Raw genomic sequence first — 16,102 nt, 5'->3', positions numbered from 1 at the left:
CGCTGCCATGACCGAGTTGTCGCAAGTGTCGGTCACGACACTCAAGGGTGTCGGCGAGGCCATGGCCGAGAAACTGGCCAAGGTCGGCCTGGAGAATCTCCAGGACGTGCTGTTCCACCTGCCGCTGCGTTATCAGGACCGCACCCGTGTAGTCCCGATCGGCCATTTGCGACCCGGCCAGGACGCCGTGATCGAAGGCACCGTCAGCGGCGCCGACGTGGTCATGGGCCGTCGCCGCAGCCTCGTCGTGCGTCTGCAGGACGGCACCGGCGGGCTCAGTCTGCGCTTCTACCATTTCAGCAACGCCCAGAAAGAAGGCCTCAAACGCGGCACGCGGATTCGCTGCTACGGCGAAGCCCGGCCCGGTGCGTCGGGGTTGGAAATCTACCACCCGGAATACCGCGCCATCACCGGCGACGAGCCACCGCCGGTGGATGAAACCCTGACCCCGGTCTACCCGCTCACCGAAGGCCTGACCCAGCAGCGCTTGCGTCAACTGTGCATGCAAACCCTGACCATGCTCGGCCCGACCAGCCTGCCCGACTGGCTGCCGACCGAACTGGCCCGGGACTATCAACTCGCGCCGCTGGCCGATGCGATCCGCTACCTGCATCACCCGCCCGCCGATGCCGATGTCGACGAACTTGCCCTCGGCCATCACTGGGCTCAGCACCGTCTGGCCTTTGAAGAACTGCTGACCCATCAGCTATCCCAGCAACGTCTGCGCGAAAGCATGCGCTCCCTGCGCGCGCCGGCGATGCCGAAAGCCACCAAACTGCCGGCGCAATACCTGGCCAATCTGGGCTTTACGCCAACCGGCGCACAGCAACGAGTCGGCAACGAAATCGCCTACGACCTGAGCCAGCACGAACCGATGCTTCGGCTGATTCAGGGCGACGTCGGCGCGGGCAAAACCGTGGTCGCGGCCCTCGCCGCGCTTCAGGCGTTGGAGGCTGGTTATCAGGTCGCATTGATGGCGCCCACGGAAATTCTCGCCGAGCAGCACTTCATCACCTTCAAGCGCTGGCTCGAACCGCTGGGCATTGAAGTCGCGTGGCTGGCCGGCAAGCTCAAGGGCAAAAACCGCGTGGCCGCGCTGGAGCAGATCGCCAATGGCGCACCCATGGTGGTCGGCACTCACGCGTTGTTCCAGGAGGAAGTGCAGTTCAAGAACCTTGCACTGGCAATCATCGACGAACAGCACCGCTTCGGCGTGCAGCAGCGCTTGGCATTGCGGCAGAAAGGCGTCGGCGGGCGGATGTGCCCCCATCAGCTGATCATGACCGCCACGCCGATTCCACGAACGCTGGCCATGAGCGCCTACGCCGACCTCGACACCTCGATCCTCGACGAACTGCCGCCCGGCCGAACCCCGGTCAACACGGTATTGGTCACCGATACCCGGCGCGTCGAAGTCATTGAACGCGTGCGCGGCGCCTGTGCCGAAGGGCGTCAGGCCTATTGGGTGTGCACGCTGATTGAAGAATCGGAAGAGCTGACCTGTCAGGCCGCCGAAACCACTTACGAAGACCTCACCGCCGCGCTCGGCGAGCTGAAGGTCGGCCTGATCCACGGCCGCATGAAGCCCGCGGAAAAAGCCGCCGTCATGGCCGAATTCAAGGCCGGCAATTTGCAGCTGCTGGTTGCGACCACCGTGATCGAAGTCGGCGTCGATGTGCCGAACGCCAGCCTGATGATCATTGAAAACCCCGAGCGCCTCGGCCTCGCGCAGTTGCACCAATTGCGCGGCCGCGTCGGTCGAGGCAGCGCCGCCAGCCATTGCGTGCTGCTCTACCATCCGCCGCTGTCACAGATCGGCCGTCAGCGCCTGGGCATCATGCGTGAAACCAACGACGGTTTTGTCATCGCCGAAAAGGACCTCGAGCTGCGCGGCCCCGGTGAAATGCTCGGCACGCGCCAGACCGGCCTGCTGCAATTCAAGGTCGCCGACCTGATGCGCGACGCCGATCTATTGCCCGCCGTGCGCGACGCCGCCCAGGCATTGCTGGAGCGCTGGCCGGATCACGTCAGCCCGCTGCTCGACCGCTGGCTGCGCCATGGGCAGCAATACGGCCAAGTGTGAGCACCGTCGCAGTTTGTGGACGATGCTTTTAAACAAGCTGGTTATACTCCTGCAATTGTTTGAATACGGATACAGACCATGACTGAAGCTGCCCTCGCCCCGGAACCCCTGCACGCTCCGTCTGTTATTCGGTTGCTGCTGGGCAAATTGGGCATTGCCTACGAAGAAGTCCTCGATCATCACGGCCTCAACGCCTCGCGCAAAGTGCAGGCGGTATTGGTGGACGACGCCGTCGGTGCCTTGATGGTGCTGTTCCCGCAAAGCCAGTTGCTTGACCTCAATCGCCTCGCCGAATTGACCGGTCGCCGCCTCACCGCTGTGCCCACCGAACGCCTGGTGAAAATGCTCGGCAAGCACAACCTGAGCCTGCTGCCTGGCCTGCCGGCGCTGACGAGTTCGCCGTGCCTGTACGAAGAAAGCCTGCTGCGCGAACCGAAGTTGCTGATCAACTCGGGCGAGCCGGGCCTGCTGCTGGAAATCACCAGCGAAGATTTCAAAAGCATGCTGACCAAGGCCAGCGCCGCCAACTTCGGCGAGAACCTGACCAGCATCCGCCCCAACCTCGACCGCCCCGACGATGACCGCGAGGAAATCACCCAGGCCGTCCAGGCGTTCACCGCACGACGCATCCAGCAACGCCTGGAAGCCACCATCGAGATTCCGCCGCTGGCCGAGACCGCGCAGAAAATCATCAAGCTGCGTGTCGACCCCAACGCCACCATCGACGACATCACCGGCGTGGTCGAAACCGACCCGGCGCTGGCCGCCCAAGTCGTCAGCTGGGCCGCGTCGCCGTACTACGCCTCGCCGGGCAAAATTCGTTCAGTGGAAGACGCGATCGTGCGCGTGCTGGGTTTCGACCTGGTGATCAACCTGGCGCTGGGCCTGGCCCTGGGCAAAACCCTGAGCCTGCCCAAAGACCACCCGCAACACACCACGCCGTACTGGCAGCAATCGATCTACACCGCCGCCGTCATCGAAGGCCTGACCCGCGCCATGCCCCGCGCCCAGCGCCCGGAAGCCGGCCTGACCTACCTCGCCGGCCTGCTGCACAACTTCGGCTACCTGCTGCTGGCCCACGTGTTCCCTCCGCACTTCTCGCTGATCTGCCGTCACCTGGAAGTTAACCCGCACCTGTGCCACAGCTACGTCGAGCAACACCTGCTCGGCATCAGCCGCGAACAAATTGGTTCGTGGCTGATGCGCTACTGGGACATGCCCGACGAACTGGCCACTGCGTTGCGCTTCCAGCACGACCCAAGCTACGACGGTGCCTACGCTGAATACCCGAACCTCGTCTGCCTGGCCGTACGCCTGCTGCGCAGCCGCGGCATCGGCTCCGGTCCGGACGAAGACATCCCCGACGCATTGCTGGAACGCGTAGGCCTGACTCGCGACAAAGCCAACGACGTCGTCAGCAAAGTCCTCGAAGCCGAAGTCCTGCTGCGCGAACTCGCTTCGCAATTCAGCCAAGCCTAAAAGCACCACGGGCAAGCCCACTCCCACAGGATTCACGCAATCCCTGTAGGAGCGAGGCTTGCCCGCGAAGAATCCAACTCGGTCTATCTGAGCTTCTCAAACCAAGTAGCGCGCAACAAACCCGCCAAAACGCTTATGCCATGGGGTGGAGTCGCGCCAGAGGTGGCCACACAGTACGATTCGGCCATCCGCCATGATCGCCATGTCCTTTACGGATTCATAAACATACTCAAGGTCGAAAACGACCCAGCCCCGAAGATTAAACGTCGGATCCAGGGTGCCGTCAGAGAGATACCGCGCAGTCACCCCTACCAATTGCTCCCCGACAAAGCCATCACCGCGGCTGCCGGCGACTACAATCGCTCCGTTTGCCTGCCAGGAACATCGCTTCCAAGCCAGACCTTCAGGCAGCATGTCCGAATATAACGGCATTCCCCTGTTAAAGACCCGATTGAAAGATCCGCTGGAGTTCAGGACGACGATCATCCCGTATCGCAAACTGCCACGCCGCACATCACCAACCGCAACGATCCCGCCATCACTTTCTCTAACAGAGATTGCATTCATAAAAAACAATCGATAAGCGGGATCAGAAATGGTTACCGGAACACCTTCATTAAAGCTGGCATCCACCTGACCCTCGGCGTCGAACCGCATGACATACCCGCCTCTGGAGTTATCCGAATCATTGGTGTAATAACCAGAGACCAATACTTTTCCATCTACCTGCACGGCAATAGCGTCGACCTGATTCCGATTATGCACCACGCCTGGAAGCTCAACGATTGCAGAGCCAACACCATTAAAAGTTTTATCGGTAGTGCCGTCTGAATTAAGTCTTAGTACAAGCCCTTTCGAAATACCGGGGCCAGGCGAAATGCTAGCAGTAAAGAAGATTTTACCGTTTGACTGTGCAACTGCGGAGTAGCCGGAATTGCCCGCCCGCTCAGGTTCCACTTCGGCCCCCTTCTCGCCATCCCGATGCAAAATATCCGCCTTCACCCTCAACTGCTCGGGATTGCCAATTTCATTGTAGGGAATGAAACGCCCACCGCGAACACCGAACGACTCTTCCAGAGTGCCATCCTGGCGCTGCCGTACAAACGCCAATCCGTCAGAATTTTTTGAGGTGTATTGGCCGTAAGTCACCCATCCCCCATCAGATAAAGGAATGAGCCCGAATATGGGATACACATAGGTATCCTCGAAGATCACGCGCACCACGCCGTTTTGTTCAACGCCAAATGTAGTGTCAAGCGCTCCATTCTCATTTAGACGCGCTACTGTAAACGAGCGCTCTCCCACGTATGGTTCGACGGCAATAAGCAACTTGCCCTCAGGTAGTGCGAGAATGGCCGACGAAATGGCCCCGGTAGTGCCAATCGGCACAGTTATTGAACCTTGATCACCAAACTCCGGGTCTAGACTCCCCGCGCTTTTCTTTACTTGTCGCTGATTCATGATTTTGCCCTACCAATATTTGAGTGAAGGTCCTTAATGGACTTCTCACATCAGTAGAGCAGTCAGTGGCACCCTCAAACACCTGTCATAAATAACAGTATTGCTGTCTTTGAGAGACACTCTTATGACGCACGGAGCCAATGTTTCGCAATTCAGCCAAGCCTAAAAGCATCGCGGGCAAGCCCACTCCCACAGGATTCACGCAATCCCTGTAGGAGCGAGGCTTGCCCGCGAAGAATCCAACTCGGTCTATCTGAGTGAATCAAGCCAGATAGCGCAACATCCATCCGCCCTTGAAGCTCGGCAAAGGTTCACCGTCTCCCCACAAGCTTCCGCAAATAACAATGCGTCCATCAGCCATTAATGCCATGTCCAAAGCGTGCTCAAATCCTTTCTCACCGTCAAAAACAGCAAAGCCTTTACCGGCATTGAATGTCATGTCCAATGAGCCGTCAGAAAGATAACGCGCCGTCACCACTGCCATCTCCTCAGAGACGAAGCCTTGCCCGGTGCTTCCGGTGACACTGATTGATCCATTGGCGTGCAACGCACAGCGCGCCCAATCCTGCCCCTGCGGCACCAACTCAGAAAAAAGGGCCCGTCCGTTGTTAAAAGGAAGATTGTAGGACCCACTCTTGTTTAAAACGACGATCACCCCGTTTTGAACGTCCTTCTCTCGCGAATTCCCCACCGCAACAATCCTGCCGTCACTTTCTCTAACCGTGATGGCGCTCAACATCATCCAGCGAGGACTCGGAATGGTCACCGCAAGGCCGCCATTAAACGTGCGGTCTACTTGTCCCAGTGAGTTGAAGCAAGTTACGAAGGCTCCCATGGATTCGTCCTGTTTCACGTACATGCCAGTCACCAATATCTGGCCGTCCGCCTGAACCGCAACACCTTCGGCACCGCTCCATTCATGCTCGACACCTGGGAGTTCGACAATCGCGAAGCCAGTCCCGGCAAACGTCAGATCGGGCGAGCCGTCTGAATTACGCCGCAGCACAATTCCCTTCGGTTTTCCGGAAGTGTTGATAACGGAACTGACCAGCACGATCTTGCCATCCGACTGCTCAACCACAGAGACTCCGCTGTTGCCAGAGACCCGGGAGCGTCCTGCCGACGTCTTTTCGCCATGGCGGCCAGCAACCTCCAGCGTCACCCCACTGTGCTGGGGACTACCCAAATCATCATAAGGAATGAAGAGTTTTCCATCGCCATTCAAGGACGTATCCAGTCGGCCATCCTGAAACTGCCGCACGATGAGCAAACCGCCACCGCTGAACGATATGTATTGGCCAACGATCAGCCACCCACCATTAGCCAGAGGCGTGAGCCCGAATACATAGATGTCACTATCTTCGAAAGGCACTTCAACAAAGCCACGCTGCGCAGTGCCAAATGAGCGATCCAGCGTCCCGTCTTCATTCAGCCGCGCAACTATGACCGGAACGTTGAACGCTGTAGGCCTCATGACAACAAGCGTTTTGTTGTCATCCAATGGGAGAACCGCATCGGGGAATCCGTACACTTCAGAGAGCGGAAAGTCCAAAACACCAGAACCGTTAAATGTCGGATCGAGGCTTCCTGAGTTGGCTGGTTTCAGCTGGATCATGATCTTGCTCCATCAAGGTGAGTGGAATCCGCTATGGACCTCCCTCCCCCAAGTAGAGCATTCACAGTCACCCTATCGCGCCTGTAAAAACTGACAGTTCTATTGTCCTCTTGAGCCTAAATGATGACAGCGTGAGCCAGCACTGGATTTATCAACGAACAGCAGCAGGCTTCTTCTTCGGCTTCAAATACTTGGTCAACCCCTGAAACCAGATCACCAACGCCGGATTGCCCTTGATCTGAATCGACTTGTCCTGAATCCCCGTCATAAACGCCAACTGCTTGTTCTTCGCCTGCATCGTGGCAAAGCCATACGTTGCGTCTTTAAAGGCAATCGCAAACGCCGGCTCGGCATACACGCCCGACTTGCTGGTAATGCGCTGATCCTTCACAAAGAAATGCCGCGCCACCTTCCCGTCCAGGGTCTGTAGCTGGAACACCAATTCCTTGTCACCCAACTGCTGCTGAAACGCAGGATTAGTCCGACTGGCCTTACCCATCAACAAACCCAGCATCCACAGAAGAAAACGAAATTTCATGCGCACAGCCTCAAGAGAAAAGTGAACGGCCGGCGCAGTGTAGCGGCTTCAAGCGAGAACGCCACTGTTGTGCAGCGATAGAAGAAGATGCCGTGGTTTTTGACGCTGATGACTACCAAGTCATTGACGAAACGAGGGTGTTTAAAAGCGTGGAAATTTTGAGCTTTCTACGCTCGACTCCCTCGGATATTTCCTTCAACACGTGGTGTTGTTCGTGAACTAGGCAGTCTTGGGCTTCGTCGATAGGCTTTGTTCGTCGCCGCAAAATCGGTGACACGGACGTGCAAGTCCGTGATCGGCACACAATCGGTTATGGCTATTCACCGAGCGTTTTCTTATGCTCGCGAATTGTTATGGCGGCTGTGTGTGGGAGGCCTTCGGGTCTGCCGGTTTGCCGATTCCGGTCTTGCACACCTATACACAGCTGCCACCTCATTCGAAGCGCAAGCGAAAAGGTGTTTAGCTCCTAATATCGGTACTACTCATATGATCAAGCCAACACCCAATCCACCACAAAACGAAGCCACCTCCCCCTACGAATCCCTCGATTCGAAGAAACTCCACGAAGCCGCCGAACGCGCGCTCAACCACCATTTCGCCCCACCACCCGGCGATAAACCCAAGCCTCGCAAAGGCAACCTCTTCACCGTCTCCCCCGACATCGACACCGAAGCCCTCCTGGCCAACGCCTCGGAAGACCTGCTATCCATCAGCGCCATCGCCGCCAACCTGGCCGACGACGTGGACGGAGCACGGCGCTCCTTAGCCTTGGCGCTAAGCAGATTGGCGGATGGGGTCCGGTTGTTGGTGGAGCGAGCACTGGATCATATTGATTCGCCCAATCCGGCGGAGCATCGGGCGAAGCTGTAGCAGAACCACGGATAGAAAAAGGGGACTTAAGTCCCCTTTCTTGATTATCCCTGACTCACCACTGACAGCCTGTCTGGGGAGGTGGGTTCATATCGCTATCGCTCTCGAATACGTACCTTTTTCCGGATTTGTAGTTCGTATAGATCATTGCGTAAATCAGAGCACCTTGACTGACCATTGCATAATCTCCCGTCACCAGACCTTCGGACACTTCAATCCATCTTGTCGTGAATTGAGAGGGCCGATTCGGATCGAGTACCTCTTCCTCCGAATCCTTAAAGACGAGAGAAATGGCCTCCTTGGATTTACTGTACTGAACGCTTGCACCGCTCCATTTGGAAACCGAGTCGTAATAGCTTCTGAACTCAAAATTGATGTCCTTGCCTTCCTGCGAGCGGAAGCAAGAGACCTCCGTCGTGACTTCGCTGTGAGCCGTCATCGGACAGAGGAGTAGCAGGGCCAAAAAAACCGAAGAAAAATATTTCAAACCGATCATTCCTTTAGCGGTTCATAGGTAACTGAAAGCGCATTCGCACAGCGCAATAAGCGAGGTCTTCACGAAACAGACGGAAACTCATCTCGCACTGCCCATCCGCATATTGCTTCCAAACCGGATCGTCGAAGTCTCCCCCTCCGAGCAGATTGATCGAGGCCTTCAGACCGCTTTCGCGATCCTGCCCTGCCATCAACGAAGCAGCTTTGTAAAAACCATCATTAGGCATACCTGTCTGTAGATAAATGAGCTCGCCCAACCGGGCGGTGGTTGTCTGCGCCAAGCACGTAATCTTATCGATGGGCGCCTCCGCTCCCGGCAAAACCGCTTGATACAGATCCTCGCAATACGCTTCCTTGAAGCGCACCCATCTTCTTTGCACATCGGTGAGTTGCTTCCTGTCTGCGGGAGACAAGCTGGCCAGGGTTTTCTTGTATTGCTCATTCAACACAGCGTCGACTTTTTCGAAGCTTTGCTGGCCGCAAATGATCAAATCGGGATTGGTAAAGCTGTCAGGGTTGCAGGTTTCCTTAGCGTTAAGGGATGCAGCTGAAACACTTTTCACCGATGTCTCAGTTTTTTCCGGCCCGATGGGTAAGCAATTGGACAGACAAACCATCGTCGACAGATCCGGCTCCTCGCTTTTAGCAAAAGCATATGTAGCAGCACCGACACGAGTTCGGGCGCTATACACCGGAACACTGACGGCCAAGGATTTTGAGGGTTTGGATATAGATGAATCTTCCGGCACCAACATCACCACACCTTCGACGTCGCCGCACAGCGACTGCATTGCTGACTCGCTGAAAGAATCACCGCTTGGAGGACTGAATGGTTTGGAGCCGGGCCGGCAGTCGTAACCATGCCAGTGAGGCCCTGAATGTTCAGATGTGTCTAACGAGAAAATATAAATCCTCTCCAGAACAATCCTCCCACCGTCATAGCCAAACACCACCCAGCGGTGCGACTGAGCCCTTGAGAAGTTTTCATTGGCCAGTATGTATCGATCGCCATCCCGGTAGAGCTGAAACGAATTCAACGCTCCAGTCGACTCAGCTGTGTCGGATAGCTTCTTGCCGGAATGGGCATCCACCAAATAGCTATTACTGTCCATGACCACCGAGCAATTACTCGTGGCACTGTCTTGCTTGCATAACTGCAGAGACTGAAAGATCGGTTCAGCGGCTACTGCCAAAGGACACAAGAGCATCACCGATAAAAATAACTTCCTCAATACCGTTCCCTTGTTTTGATTCAGAAATGCGAAAGCGTCGTATCGAAATTTCCATATAGAGCTGACAGATTTATTTGTCGACGACCAACCCGCAAAATGGCAAGTTCAATCAAATAAATCCGCCCCCTTCCCTCACTTATCCTGTGCAGTCAGATATTTTTTTATACTGCCAGCATCTTTATAAGCGCAGACTGCATTTTTTCCTGTCGCTAACTCACGCCCTTCCCTGCAATTCTGCAGTATGGAATCAGATGAATCGCCTGGAAAAAAGGAAACGGATAACCTGTCACCATCCTTTATTAGAGGCAACTCCAAAGTTGAATACGTAACACCGTCGAATTCGCTATTGGACAGTTTGCTTTTTGTCAAAACATACATTGTTTTTCCCGATCTATCTGGCGACTTCCATTCGTAGAAAAATACGGATGTAATTTGTTCACCCTCGATCTTCCAGACATAATTTAAGGTAGCTTTATCGGAATTTATCGAAGAATAGAATATTTCCGCGTCTGCCACATGCACGTCTTTAATTTTATTCTTTAAATTATTCTTCAGAAAATACACTACAATTTTTTGTTGACCTACAGCAGCGACAACTGGAGGGTGCAACTCCCCAATAGACGGCGCTTCAGCGGCCCAAGCATTTGAAATCATAAAGCCGACAGCAAATGCACAAGTTTTGAACGTTTTAAATACCTTCGAATATTTTTTCAACTTTGTATATCCTTTCAAAATTGTTCCATCGTTTAAGATAACTGTCGGTATCTCTATTGATGATTTTAGTTACAGCATCGACATTTTCTCTAGTATCTCCTTTGTCTGCTTCTGCAAAGATACTGTTTTTAAGCCAAAAGTAGACGCCAGATCTTACCGAATACTGATATTTTGTATGTAGTAAGTCCGGGCTTCCAACAAAATCAACCTCTTCCCCCCAAAACGTTTTGTGATATGTTTTGAAAGCTTCATAGTTAGCCTTGCCTGTTAGATGCTTTAGACCTCTACCGCGGTACTTCCATCCCATACCAGAGGCGACATTTCCATTACCAAGCCTACTGGCATAAGCTCGATTCGCAATAGCGATCTGATTTTGAGGGGACACATATTTCGTAGGGCCTGGATAGCCATAGGTTGTAGCCTCGCCGGGGTGGCTCGCGAAGTAACCAAAAGTAGACTTAAGCCCTTCCACACCATACGTGAAATCTTCTTCAACCGTACATTTCGATCCGATTTCCTGCCTGACTTGAGCGAAAAAGTGACTCAACCTCAGAACAGTATCTAGTTTGTACTTTTCACTATTCTCATTTATTTGAGATGCAACCTCAGCTAATAAATCATCCTTCTCAGCAGTTTTTTTTAAACCTTCAAAAACTTTTTTCAGCATCGCAACGGTTATCTTTATTTTCCCACGTGAACTAATTGCATTACCTACAAATGCGACTGGATGAAAATGCCAAATAAGTCCGCTGCCAAGCTGTTTCGTCTGCAAAGCGGGATCGTCCCAAAAAACCAAACTATTGATTCTAGCCTGTTCATGTTCAAGTACCTCTGGGCTTCCTTCGAGCAGCTGTGCCAAACGAGCCCACTTCGGTGTATCAGCTTTATCTTTCCATTCAGTTGGGTGATAGGCGATGAGTTTTGACCAGTGATCTCTGAGTTCTACATTTTTCAGCGCTTTAGGAAAGTCTTGAGGTGTCACTTTTCCGTCACCATCACCTAATTCATCGAGCTCACTGTATAAATCCTTGAAAAAATCTGGCATGTCTTCGGGATCTAAAAAGCCGTCGGAGCTCGGATTAGACTCTTTGATGACGCGGAAGCCTAGTTTTTCCCAATCATGTTGCGTGAGTAGCGTAACTTCACTTTTTTTGAGTAAACCATTCTTGGTTTCACCGTTGTCTACGACTGTTAGCTCATACCACTCAAAAGTGTCCGTAAATGGAACAGCTTTACCAAGTTCAACAACATGCTCTTTGACCAGCTCAAAAGTTCCGATCTCAGGAGGTTTTTTGCTTAGTACAGTTGCAGCGGGTAAGTGAATGTACTGCTTGCCTTGCTTAATCCCTGCCGTATTCTTTAGAAAATCTTCAATCCTCGGATCGGCAGAAAAAACCTCCAAATGAACCTGATATTTACCCGCAACCCCGCCAGTTGGACTTTGAAGCGTTTCATTCATACCCAAATATCCAATTGGGTCGCCAGCCTTGATGGCCGTACCCAAAGGCACGACCTTATCAAAAGCGGTCGGCGTCAATTCACGCCAATCGACGAAGCGGTTTGGAGCGATATCCTCGACACAAGCCCAGAAATTTGGTGGTACTGAGAGCGTTTGATTTTTAAGCCCAGTGGCTGGACCCGAAGTGCTCGGAATGAATGTGCATTCTGCCATCCGCAGTGTTTGACTGCCCACTTTCAGATTGAATACTTTTCCACTATCGAACTCGATTGTGCTGTTAGTGCAAAGAACTAACCCCGTCCCCATTGGGTCACCGGCTGGGGCGCCGTGAGCAAGAGTCGCTGGTGGCTTACGAAGTGTTAACCCCGTTCCTGTCACCACTGCTTTGACTTTGCCTTGCCAGTAACCAGGTTTCGTACGTTCAGGAAGCAGGACAGTAATCCAACTGGCACCTCCGCCTGTTTTGGGGTAAGCGACGCCATCTTTTTTATAGGCAAACCAAAACTCCTGGCCATCAACCCGGCCGACAACAGTACCTTTAAGAAGTTTGCCTTTAGCGTGTATGCCGTCCACGTGTTCTTCAAGGATCTCTATCTCGGTTCCCGAAGAAATCCCGCCGTACTCAATACAGCCAACTGCATCTTTTATATAGCTACGCGCTTTGAAGCCACCTGCAACCATCTTAATTCTCGGTGTAGGTATTTCCTCTGGCGGTGCCGGGTATCGGTCAAACGGTAACAGATGCATATAAAGACTATAGAGCGTCAGCTCATTGTGCGTATTTGGCGTTACTTCGGTATTTGCTGGAGACTTGTATTCATGGCGAACAAGGCAAAAGGAATTGGAGTATTTCAGGGCTTCTGAGTCGCTCGCGCCTTCGAATGTCGACGTCAGATAATCCTTATTCAACCTATACGCCACCACTACCCCATCGCCTATGCAACGGACAGGTTCATCACGTACGCATTGTGGAGCACTCTTATTGCTAATGTGAATTCCGCCGTGCCAAAACTTGTGGTTCCCCAAGAGATAGTGACCTGAAGTTTCTAGCTCAAGAGCAGCGAACAGTTCATCGGCGTCTTTAAACTGAGTCCCGCCTGTCTTGCGAATCGGGAATTGGAAAGCTGATGTACTAGCCACTCCAGGCTCTGACACCGGCGGAGCACTAGCGGGAGCCGTCGTCTGCTGGTTCCACCATGTCTCGGGGCTGATTAAAGTGCCAGTGGGTCCCTTCATTTGATAATGCACGTGACGAGGATACTGTGCAGCGCCATTTGGCCCTTGCCCACCCATCGCACCAATTTCATCACCCGCTGCAACAGTCGCGCCCACGCTTACGATGTGGCTGCTTGTATGCAGAATTTCGTGGCTATTACCCTCCGCATCTTTGATCTTAATCGTGCCGTATGATCCGCCTGTAAATGTGACTACACCGGCTATCGGCGCATATACCTTTGGGTATTGCAAATTTATACCGTTCTGCCCGCCGATATAATTAAAGTCTGTACCACCATGGGGACCACTAGGTCGTTGTTCGCCATAATGACCCGTAATATGTGGTTGCTGACCATTCACGGGCGGTAAAACACGAAGCATCACTTCAGCGAAAGACATAAAACTTCCTTTTCAAATGGCAATCAAAGTGAATAATCTTTGACTTCGTCTAAAAACCAACACGAGCTAAACTTAAATACGTAAATAACTTGGTAGTCTGTATCAGGCTTTTCTAATTTTACTGCGGCCTCTTCACTTGTACTATCTAGAACTTGCAACTTAAGACCTGTCTCCTCCCGACGTTTCTTGTCAGGTATTACAGGAAATACCATTTTCATCTTTTCAATTAGTATGGCTTCTTGTTTGGGCTCTGGCTCCGCATCTACTGTGATAATTTTCTTAAGCGGCAAATTAGTAAACTCCTCCTGAACAGAAGAGCTTTCAGTAAATGCAACTAAAAACTTTGTGAATTCCTTCGAGGGGCATAAAGTTGCACTACTGCTGGCAGCCTGAACACTGATGGAGAACAAACCAAGCATCGTGGCCAACATAAAAAAACAGAAACGTTGCTGAGCTTTCATTTCTTAACCCTTTTTTTCTTACTCAGAAAACACAAAAAAAGCCTTCGGTTTAACCTTCTCAGGCACAGCATTCCCCAACGCCTGATCCATCAAACTCCCCGCCTTATCCTTATCCGCAGCCCCCGGCAACACCGGCGGCTTAATTCCAATCCCTGTCCCGCTCCCTGCCGAACCACCCGCATTAATCTTCACCACCGGCCCAACAACGGTCACACCACCGGCATCCAGCTTGATAAAGCTCCCTCCCCCCAAAATGGTGAGTTCGCTACCAGCCTCGATAACAATCTTCGCCCCAGCCTTCAGATGAATCTCTTTCCCGACACTCGTCAGCTGCGCAGTCCCGAGCTTCACGTGCTGGTTCTGCCCAATCGTCAGGTGATCATCCAGCCGCGCTTCAACCTTGCGGTCGGCGATGGTGGTGCGGTGTTCTTCGGCTTTCAGCTCGGTGTAGGTGTTCTTCACCACCGTGTCGTGGCGTTCGTTGCCGACGCGGATTTTCTGATCATGCTCGATGTTTTCATCCCAATCCCGCTGGGCATGGATGAAGATCTGTTCGGCGCCTTTCTTGTCTTCAATCCGCAGTTCATTGAACCCACCGCCCCCCGGGGAGCTGAGGGTTTTGAAGACGGTGCGAGTCTTGTTCGCCGGCAATTCGTAGGGGACCTGGTTTTCCTTGTGGTACAGGCACCCGGTCACCAACGGCTGATCGGGGTCGCCTTCGAGGAAGGTGACGAGTACTTCCATGCCGATGCGCGGAATGACGATGGCACCGTAGCGATCCCCGGCCCAACTCGAAGACACGCGCATCCAGCAGCTGGTTTTGTCGTCGGCCTGTCCTTCGCGGTCCCAGTGGAATTGCACTTTGATGCGGCCGTACTGATCGCAGTGGATTTCTTCGCCCTTGGGCCCGGTGACCATGGCGGTCTGGCTGCCGAGGACGCGGGGTTTCGGGTGTTCCAGCACGGGGCGGTAGAAGACGTTCCATGGGGTGGCGAGGAAGCGGTTGCGGTAGCCCTGGTGGAAGTCGTCTTTGTTGTCGGTGGTGTCGCTGGTCACGGACTCTTCGAGGACTTGCGGTTGTTTGCCTTCGTGGACGATTTCGGTGAGTAGCCAGAGGTCGTTCCACTCGGTGCGCGGGTGGTCGGACATTTCCAGGAAGTGGCCGCTGATCAGCCTGGTCTGGTCGCCGTGGCCTTCGGCTTGCTGGTAGTCGGCGCGGTGGCGTTCGAGGGCGCGTTGGCTGAGAAATTTGCCGCGCGCGCGGTCGAGGAAGCGGCCAGGGTAGTCGTAATCTTCCAGATCCGGTTCGGTGCTTTCGCCGTCGGGTTTGTAGGCGGCTTCGAGTTGCAGGCGCGGTTTTTCGAAATCGTAGTCGCGGCGCGTGACGCGGCCGGTGCGGGTTTCGAGGCGCAGTTTGAAGCCTTTGATGACGGGCTCGTCGGCGACCATGCCGCTGCCTTGCACATACGCGGTTGGCTGGCCGAGCTTCGGAAATACGGTCTGGTCGTCGCCGAAGACCAGCAGATGGCCTTTGTCGCTGTGCTGGAAGTGGTAGTGAATACCTTCCTCTTCGCACAGGCGCTGGACGAAGTGCAGGTCGGTTTCGTCGTACTGCACGCAGTAGTCGCGATCCGGGCACGGCTGGCTGAGCTGGAAGCGGTAGGCGTTGCCCTTGATGCCGTGCTCGTCGAGGATCAGCGCGATGATTTTCGGCGCGGACATCTGCTGGTAGATGCGCTGGTTGGTGCGGTGATGCAGGTATTGCAGTTGTGGCACCAGGGAGATTTTGTAGCGGGTCAGGCGCTTGCCGGCATCGCCCTGGGCGACGCGGTAGATCTGGCCATGGATGCCGGAACCCTGTGGATCGAACGCCAGGAACGCCTGTTTGTGCAGGAGTTTTTCCAGGTCCAGATCGGGGTTTTCGCTGACCAGTTCGAGGTCGAAGCGATACGGCTGGCTGATGCCTTCGGTGCCGGTGAACGACAGCACTTGCAGGTCGCCCACGTAGTCTTCGACGGTGAGGCTGAAGTGGGTTTCGTTAGCTGAGTTGAACATTGCTTGCTCCCTGTTCGGTAGTCATC

Annotated in this window: 12 protein-coding genes; 3 read left to right on the top strand and 9 right to left on the bottom strand. The window is 53.9% G+C overall.

What is annotated here, in order from left to right; translation table 11 throughout:
• The first annotated feature begins 7 nt into the window (after positions 1-7).
• Together recG and AB4N91_RS27600 are read left to right on the top strand one after the other, a co-directional pair.
• Positions 8-2,083 (top strand): ATP-dependent DNA helicase RecG, encoded by a 2,076-nt coding sequence (gene recG / locus AB4N91_RS27605; RefSeq protein ID WP_460111946.1) that lies wholly within the window; start codon positions 8-10, stop codon positions 2,081-2,083.
• Between the two features lie 78 nt (positions 2,084-2,161).
• On the top strand, positions 2,162-3,562 hold the full coding sequence (locus tag AB4N91_RS27600) for an aminoacyl-tRNA deacylase and HDOD domain-containing protein (RefSeq protein ID WP_077748573.1): 1,401 nt from the start codon (positions 2,162-2,164) through the stop codon (positions 3,560-3,562).
• A gap of 96 nt (positions 3,563-3,658) precedes the next feature.
• Here the strand turns inward: AB4N91_RS27600 and AB4N91_RS27595 are convergent, their stop codons facing one another.
• The 3 genes from AB4N91_RS27595 to AB4N91_RS27585 all read right to left on the bottom strand — a co-directional run bounded on the left by AB4N91_RS27595 (position 3,659) and on the right by AB4N91_RS27585 (position 7,176).
• Complete coding sequence (locus AB4N91_RS27595) at positions 3,659-5,023, bottom strand: hypothetical protein (protein ID WP_154912744.1); 1,365 nt, start codon at positions 5,021-5,023, stop codon at positions 3,659-3,661.
• Positions 5,024-5,285: 262 nt separating this feature from the next.
• On the bottom strand, positions 5,286-6,638 hold the full coding sequence (locus tag AB4N91_RS27590) for a hypothetical protein (protein WP_460111945.1): 1,353 nt from the start codon (positions 6,636-6,638) through the stop codon (positions 5,286-5,288).
• Between the two features lie 151 nt (positions 6,639-6,789).
• Positions 6,790-7,176, bottom strand: coding sequence for a helicase (locus AB4N91_RS27585; protein ID WP_102594931.1), 387 nt, complete (start codon positions 7,174-7,176; stop codon positions 6,790-6,792).
• 486 nt (positions 7,177-7,662) lie between these two features.
• Here AB4N91_RS27585 and AB4N91_RS27580 point away from each other — a divergent pair, with 486 nt between their 5' ends.
• The gene (locus tag AB4N91_RS27580) at positions 7,663-8,046 is read left to right on the top strand and encodes a DUF6124 family protein (RefSeq protein WP_145306550.1); all 384 of its coding nucleotides are present in this window, start codon (positions 7,663-7,665) and stop codon (positions 8,044-8,046) included.
• A 55-nt stretch (positions 8,047-8,101) separates the two neighbouring features.
• Here AB4N91_RS27580 and AB4N91_RS27575 read toward each other — a convergent pair whose 3' ends face one another.
• From AB4N91_RS27575 to AB4N91_RS27550, 6 genes are all read right to left on the bottom strand, one after another.
• Positions 8,102-8,542 (bottom strand): hypothetical protein, encoded by a 441-nt coding sequence (locus tag AB4N91_RS27575; RefSeq protein ID WP_154502243.1) that lies wholly within the window; start codon positions 8,540-8,542, stop codon positions 8,102-8,104.
• A gap of 4 nt (positions 8,543-8,546) precedes the next feature.
• A complete protein-coding gene (locus AB4N91_RS27570; RefSeq protein WP_229801709.1) occupies positions 8,547-9,653 on the bottom strand; it encodes a lysozyme inhibitor LprI family protein in 1,107 nt (368 codons plus the stop codon).
• Positions 9,654-9,905: 252 nt separating this feature from the next.
• A complete protein-coding gene (locus tag AB4N91_RS27565; protein ID WP_145306546.1) occupies positions 9,906-10,487 on the bottom strand; it encodes a hypothetical protein in 582 nt (193 codons plus the stop codon).
• Positions 10,462-13,560: a peptidoglycan DD-metalloendopeptidase family protein gene (locus tag AB4N91_RS27560; protein ID WP_460111944.1), complete on the bottom strand. Its 3,099-nt coding sequence runs from the start codon at positions 13,558-13,560 to the stop codon at positions 10,462-10,464. Before AB4N91_RS27560 ends, AB4N91_RS27565 begins: the two co-directional genes overlap by 26 nt.
• 23 nt (positions 13,561-13,583) lie before the next feature.
• On the bottom strand, positions 13,584-14,021 hold the full coding sequence (locus tag AB4N91_RS27555) for a hypothetical protein (RefSeq protein WP_154502251.1): 438 nt from the start codon (positions 14,019-14,021) through the stop codon (positions 13,584-13,586).
• 18 nt (positions 14,022-14,039) lie between these two features.
• Positions 14,040-16,076, bottom strand: a complete 2,037-nt coding sequence (locus tag AB4N91_RS27550; RefSeq protein ID WP_460111943.1) for a type VI secretion system Vgr family protein — start codon at positions 16,074-16,076, stop codon at positions 14,040-14,042.
• Positions 16,077-16,102: the final 26 nt, after the last annotated feature.

It is taken from the genome of Pseudomonas sp. H3_D04, assembly GCF_054669175.1.
The sequence above is the reverse complement of the archived record's forward strand: the minus strand, read 5'-3'. Positions and strand labels throughout refer to the sequence as shown.

What these genes read in the sequence shown, in the direction of transcription:
- AB4N91_RS27560 (WP_460111944.1), bottom strand. Translation starts at nt 13,560, where the DNA reads ATGTCTTTCGCTGAAGTGATGCTTCGTGTTTTACCGCCCGTGAATGGT.
- AB4N91_RS27575 (WP_154502243.1), bottom strand. Translation starts at nt 8,542, where the DNA reads ATGATCGGTTTGAAATATTTTTCTTCGGTTTTTTTGGCCCTGCTACTC.
- AB4N91_RS27580 (WP_145306550.1), top strand. Translation starts at nt 7,663, where the DNA reads ATGATCAAGCCAACACCCAATCCACCACAAAACGAAGCCACCTCCCCC.
- AB4N91_RS27590 (WP_460111945.1), bottom strand. Translation starts at nt 6,638, where the DNA reads ATGATCCAGCTGAAACCAGCCAACTCAGGAAGCCTCGATCCGACATTT.
- AB4N91_RS27595 (WP_154912744.1), bottom strand. Translation starts at nt 5,023, where the DNA reads ATGAATCAGCGACAAGTAAAGAAAAGCGCGGGGAGTCTAGACCCGGAG.
- AB4N91_RS27570 (WP_229801709.1), bottom strand. Translation starts at nt 9,653, where the DNA reads ATGGACAGTAATAGCTATTTGGTGGATGCCCATTCCGGCAAGAAGCTA.
- AB4N91_RS27585 (WP_102594931.1), bottom strand. Translation starts at nt 7,176, where the DNA reads ATGAAATTTCGTTTTCTTCTGTGGATGCTGGGTTTGTTGATGGGTAAG.
- AB4N91_RS27600 (WP_077748573.1), top strand. Translation starts at nt 2,162, where the DNA reads ATGACTGAAGCTGCCCTCGCCCCGGAACCCCTGCACGCTCCGTCTGTT.
- recG (WP_460111946.1), top strand. Translation starts at nt 8, where the DNA reads ATGACCGAGTTGTCGCAAGTGTCGGTCACGACACTCAAGGGTGTCGGC.
- AB4N91_RS27550 (WP_460111943.1), bottom strand. Translation starts at nt 16,076, where the DNA reads ATGTTCAACTCAGCTAACGAAACCCACTTCAGCCTCACCGTCGAAGAC.
- AB4N91_RS27555 (WP_154502251.1), bottom strand. Translation starts at nt 14,021, where the DNA reads ATGAAAGCTCAGCAACGTTTCTGTTTTTTTATGTTGGCCACGATGCTT.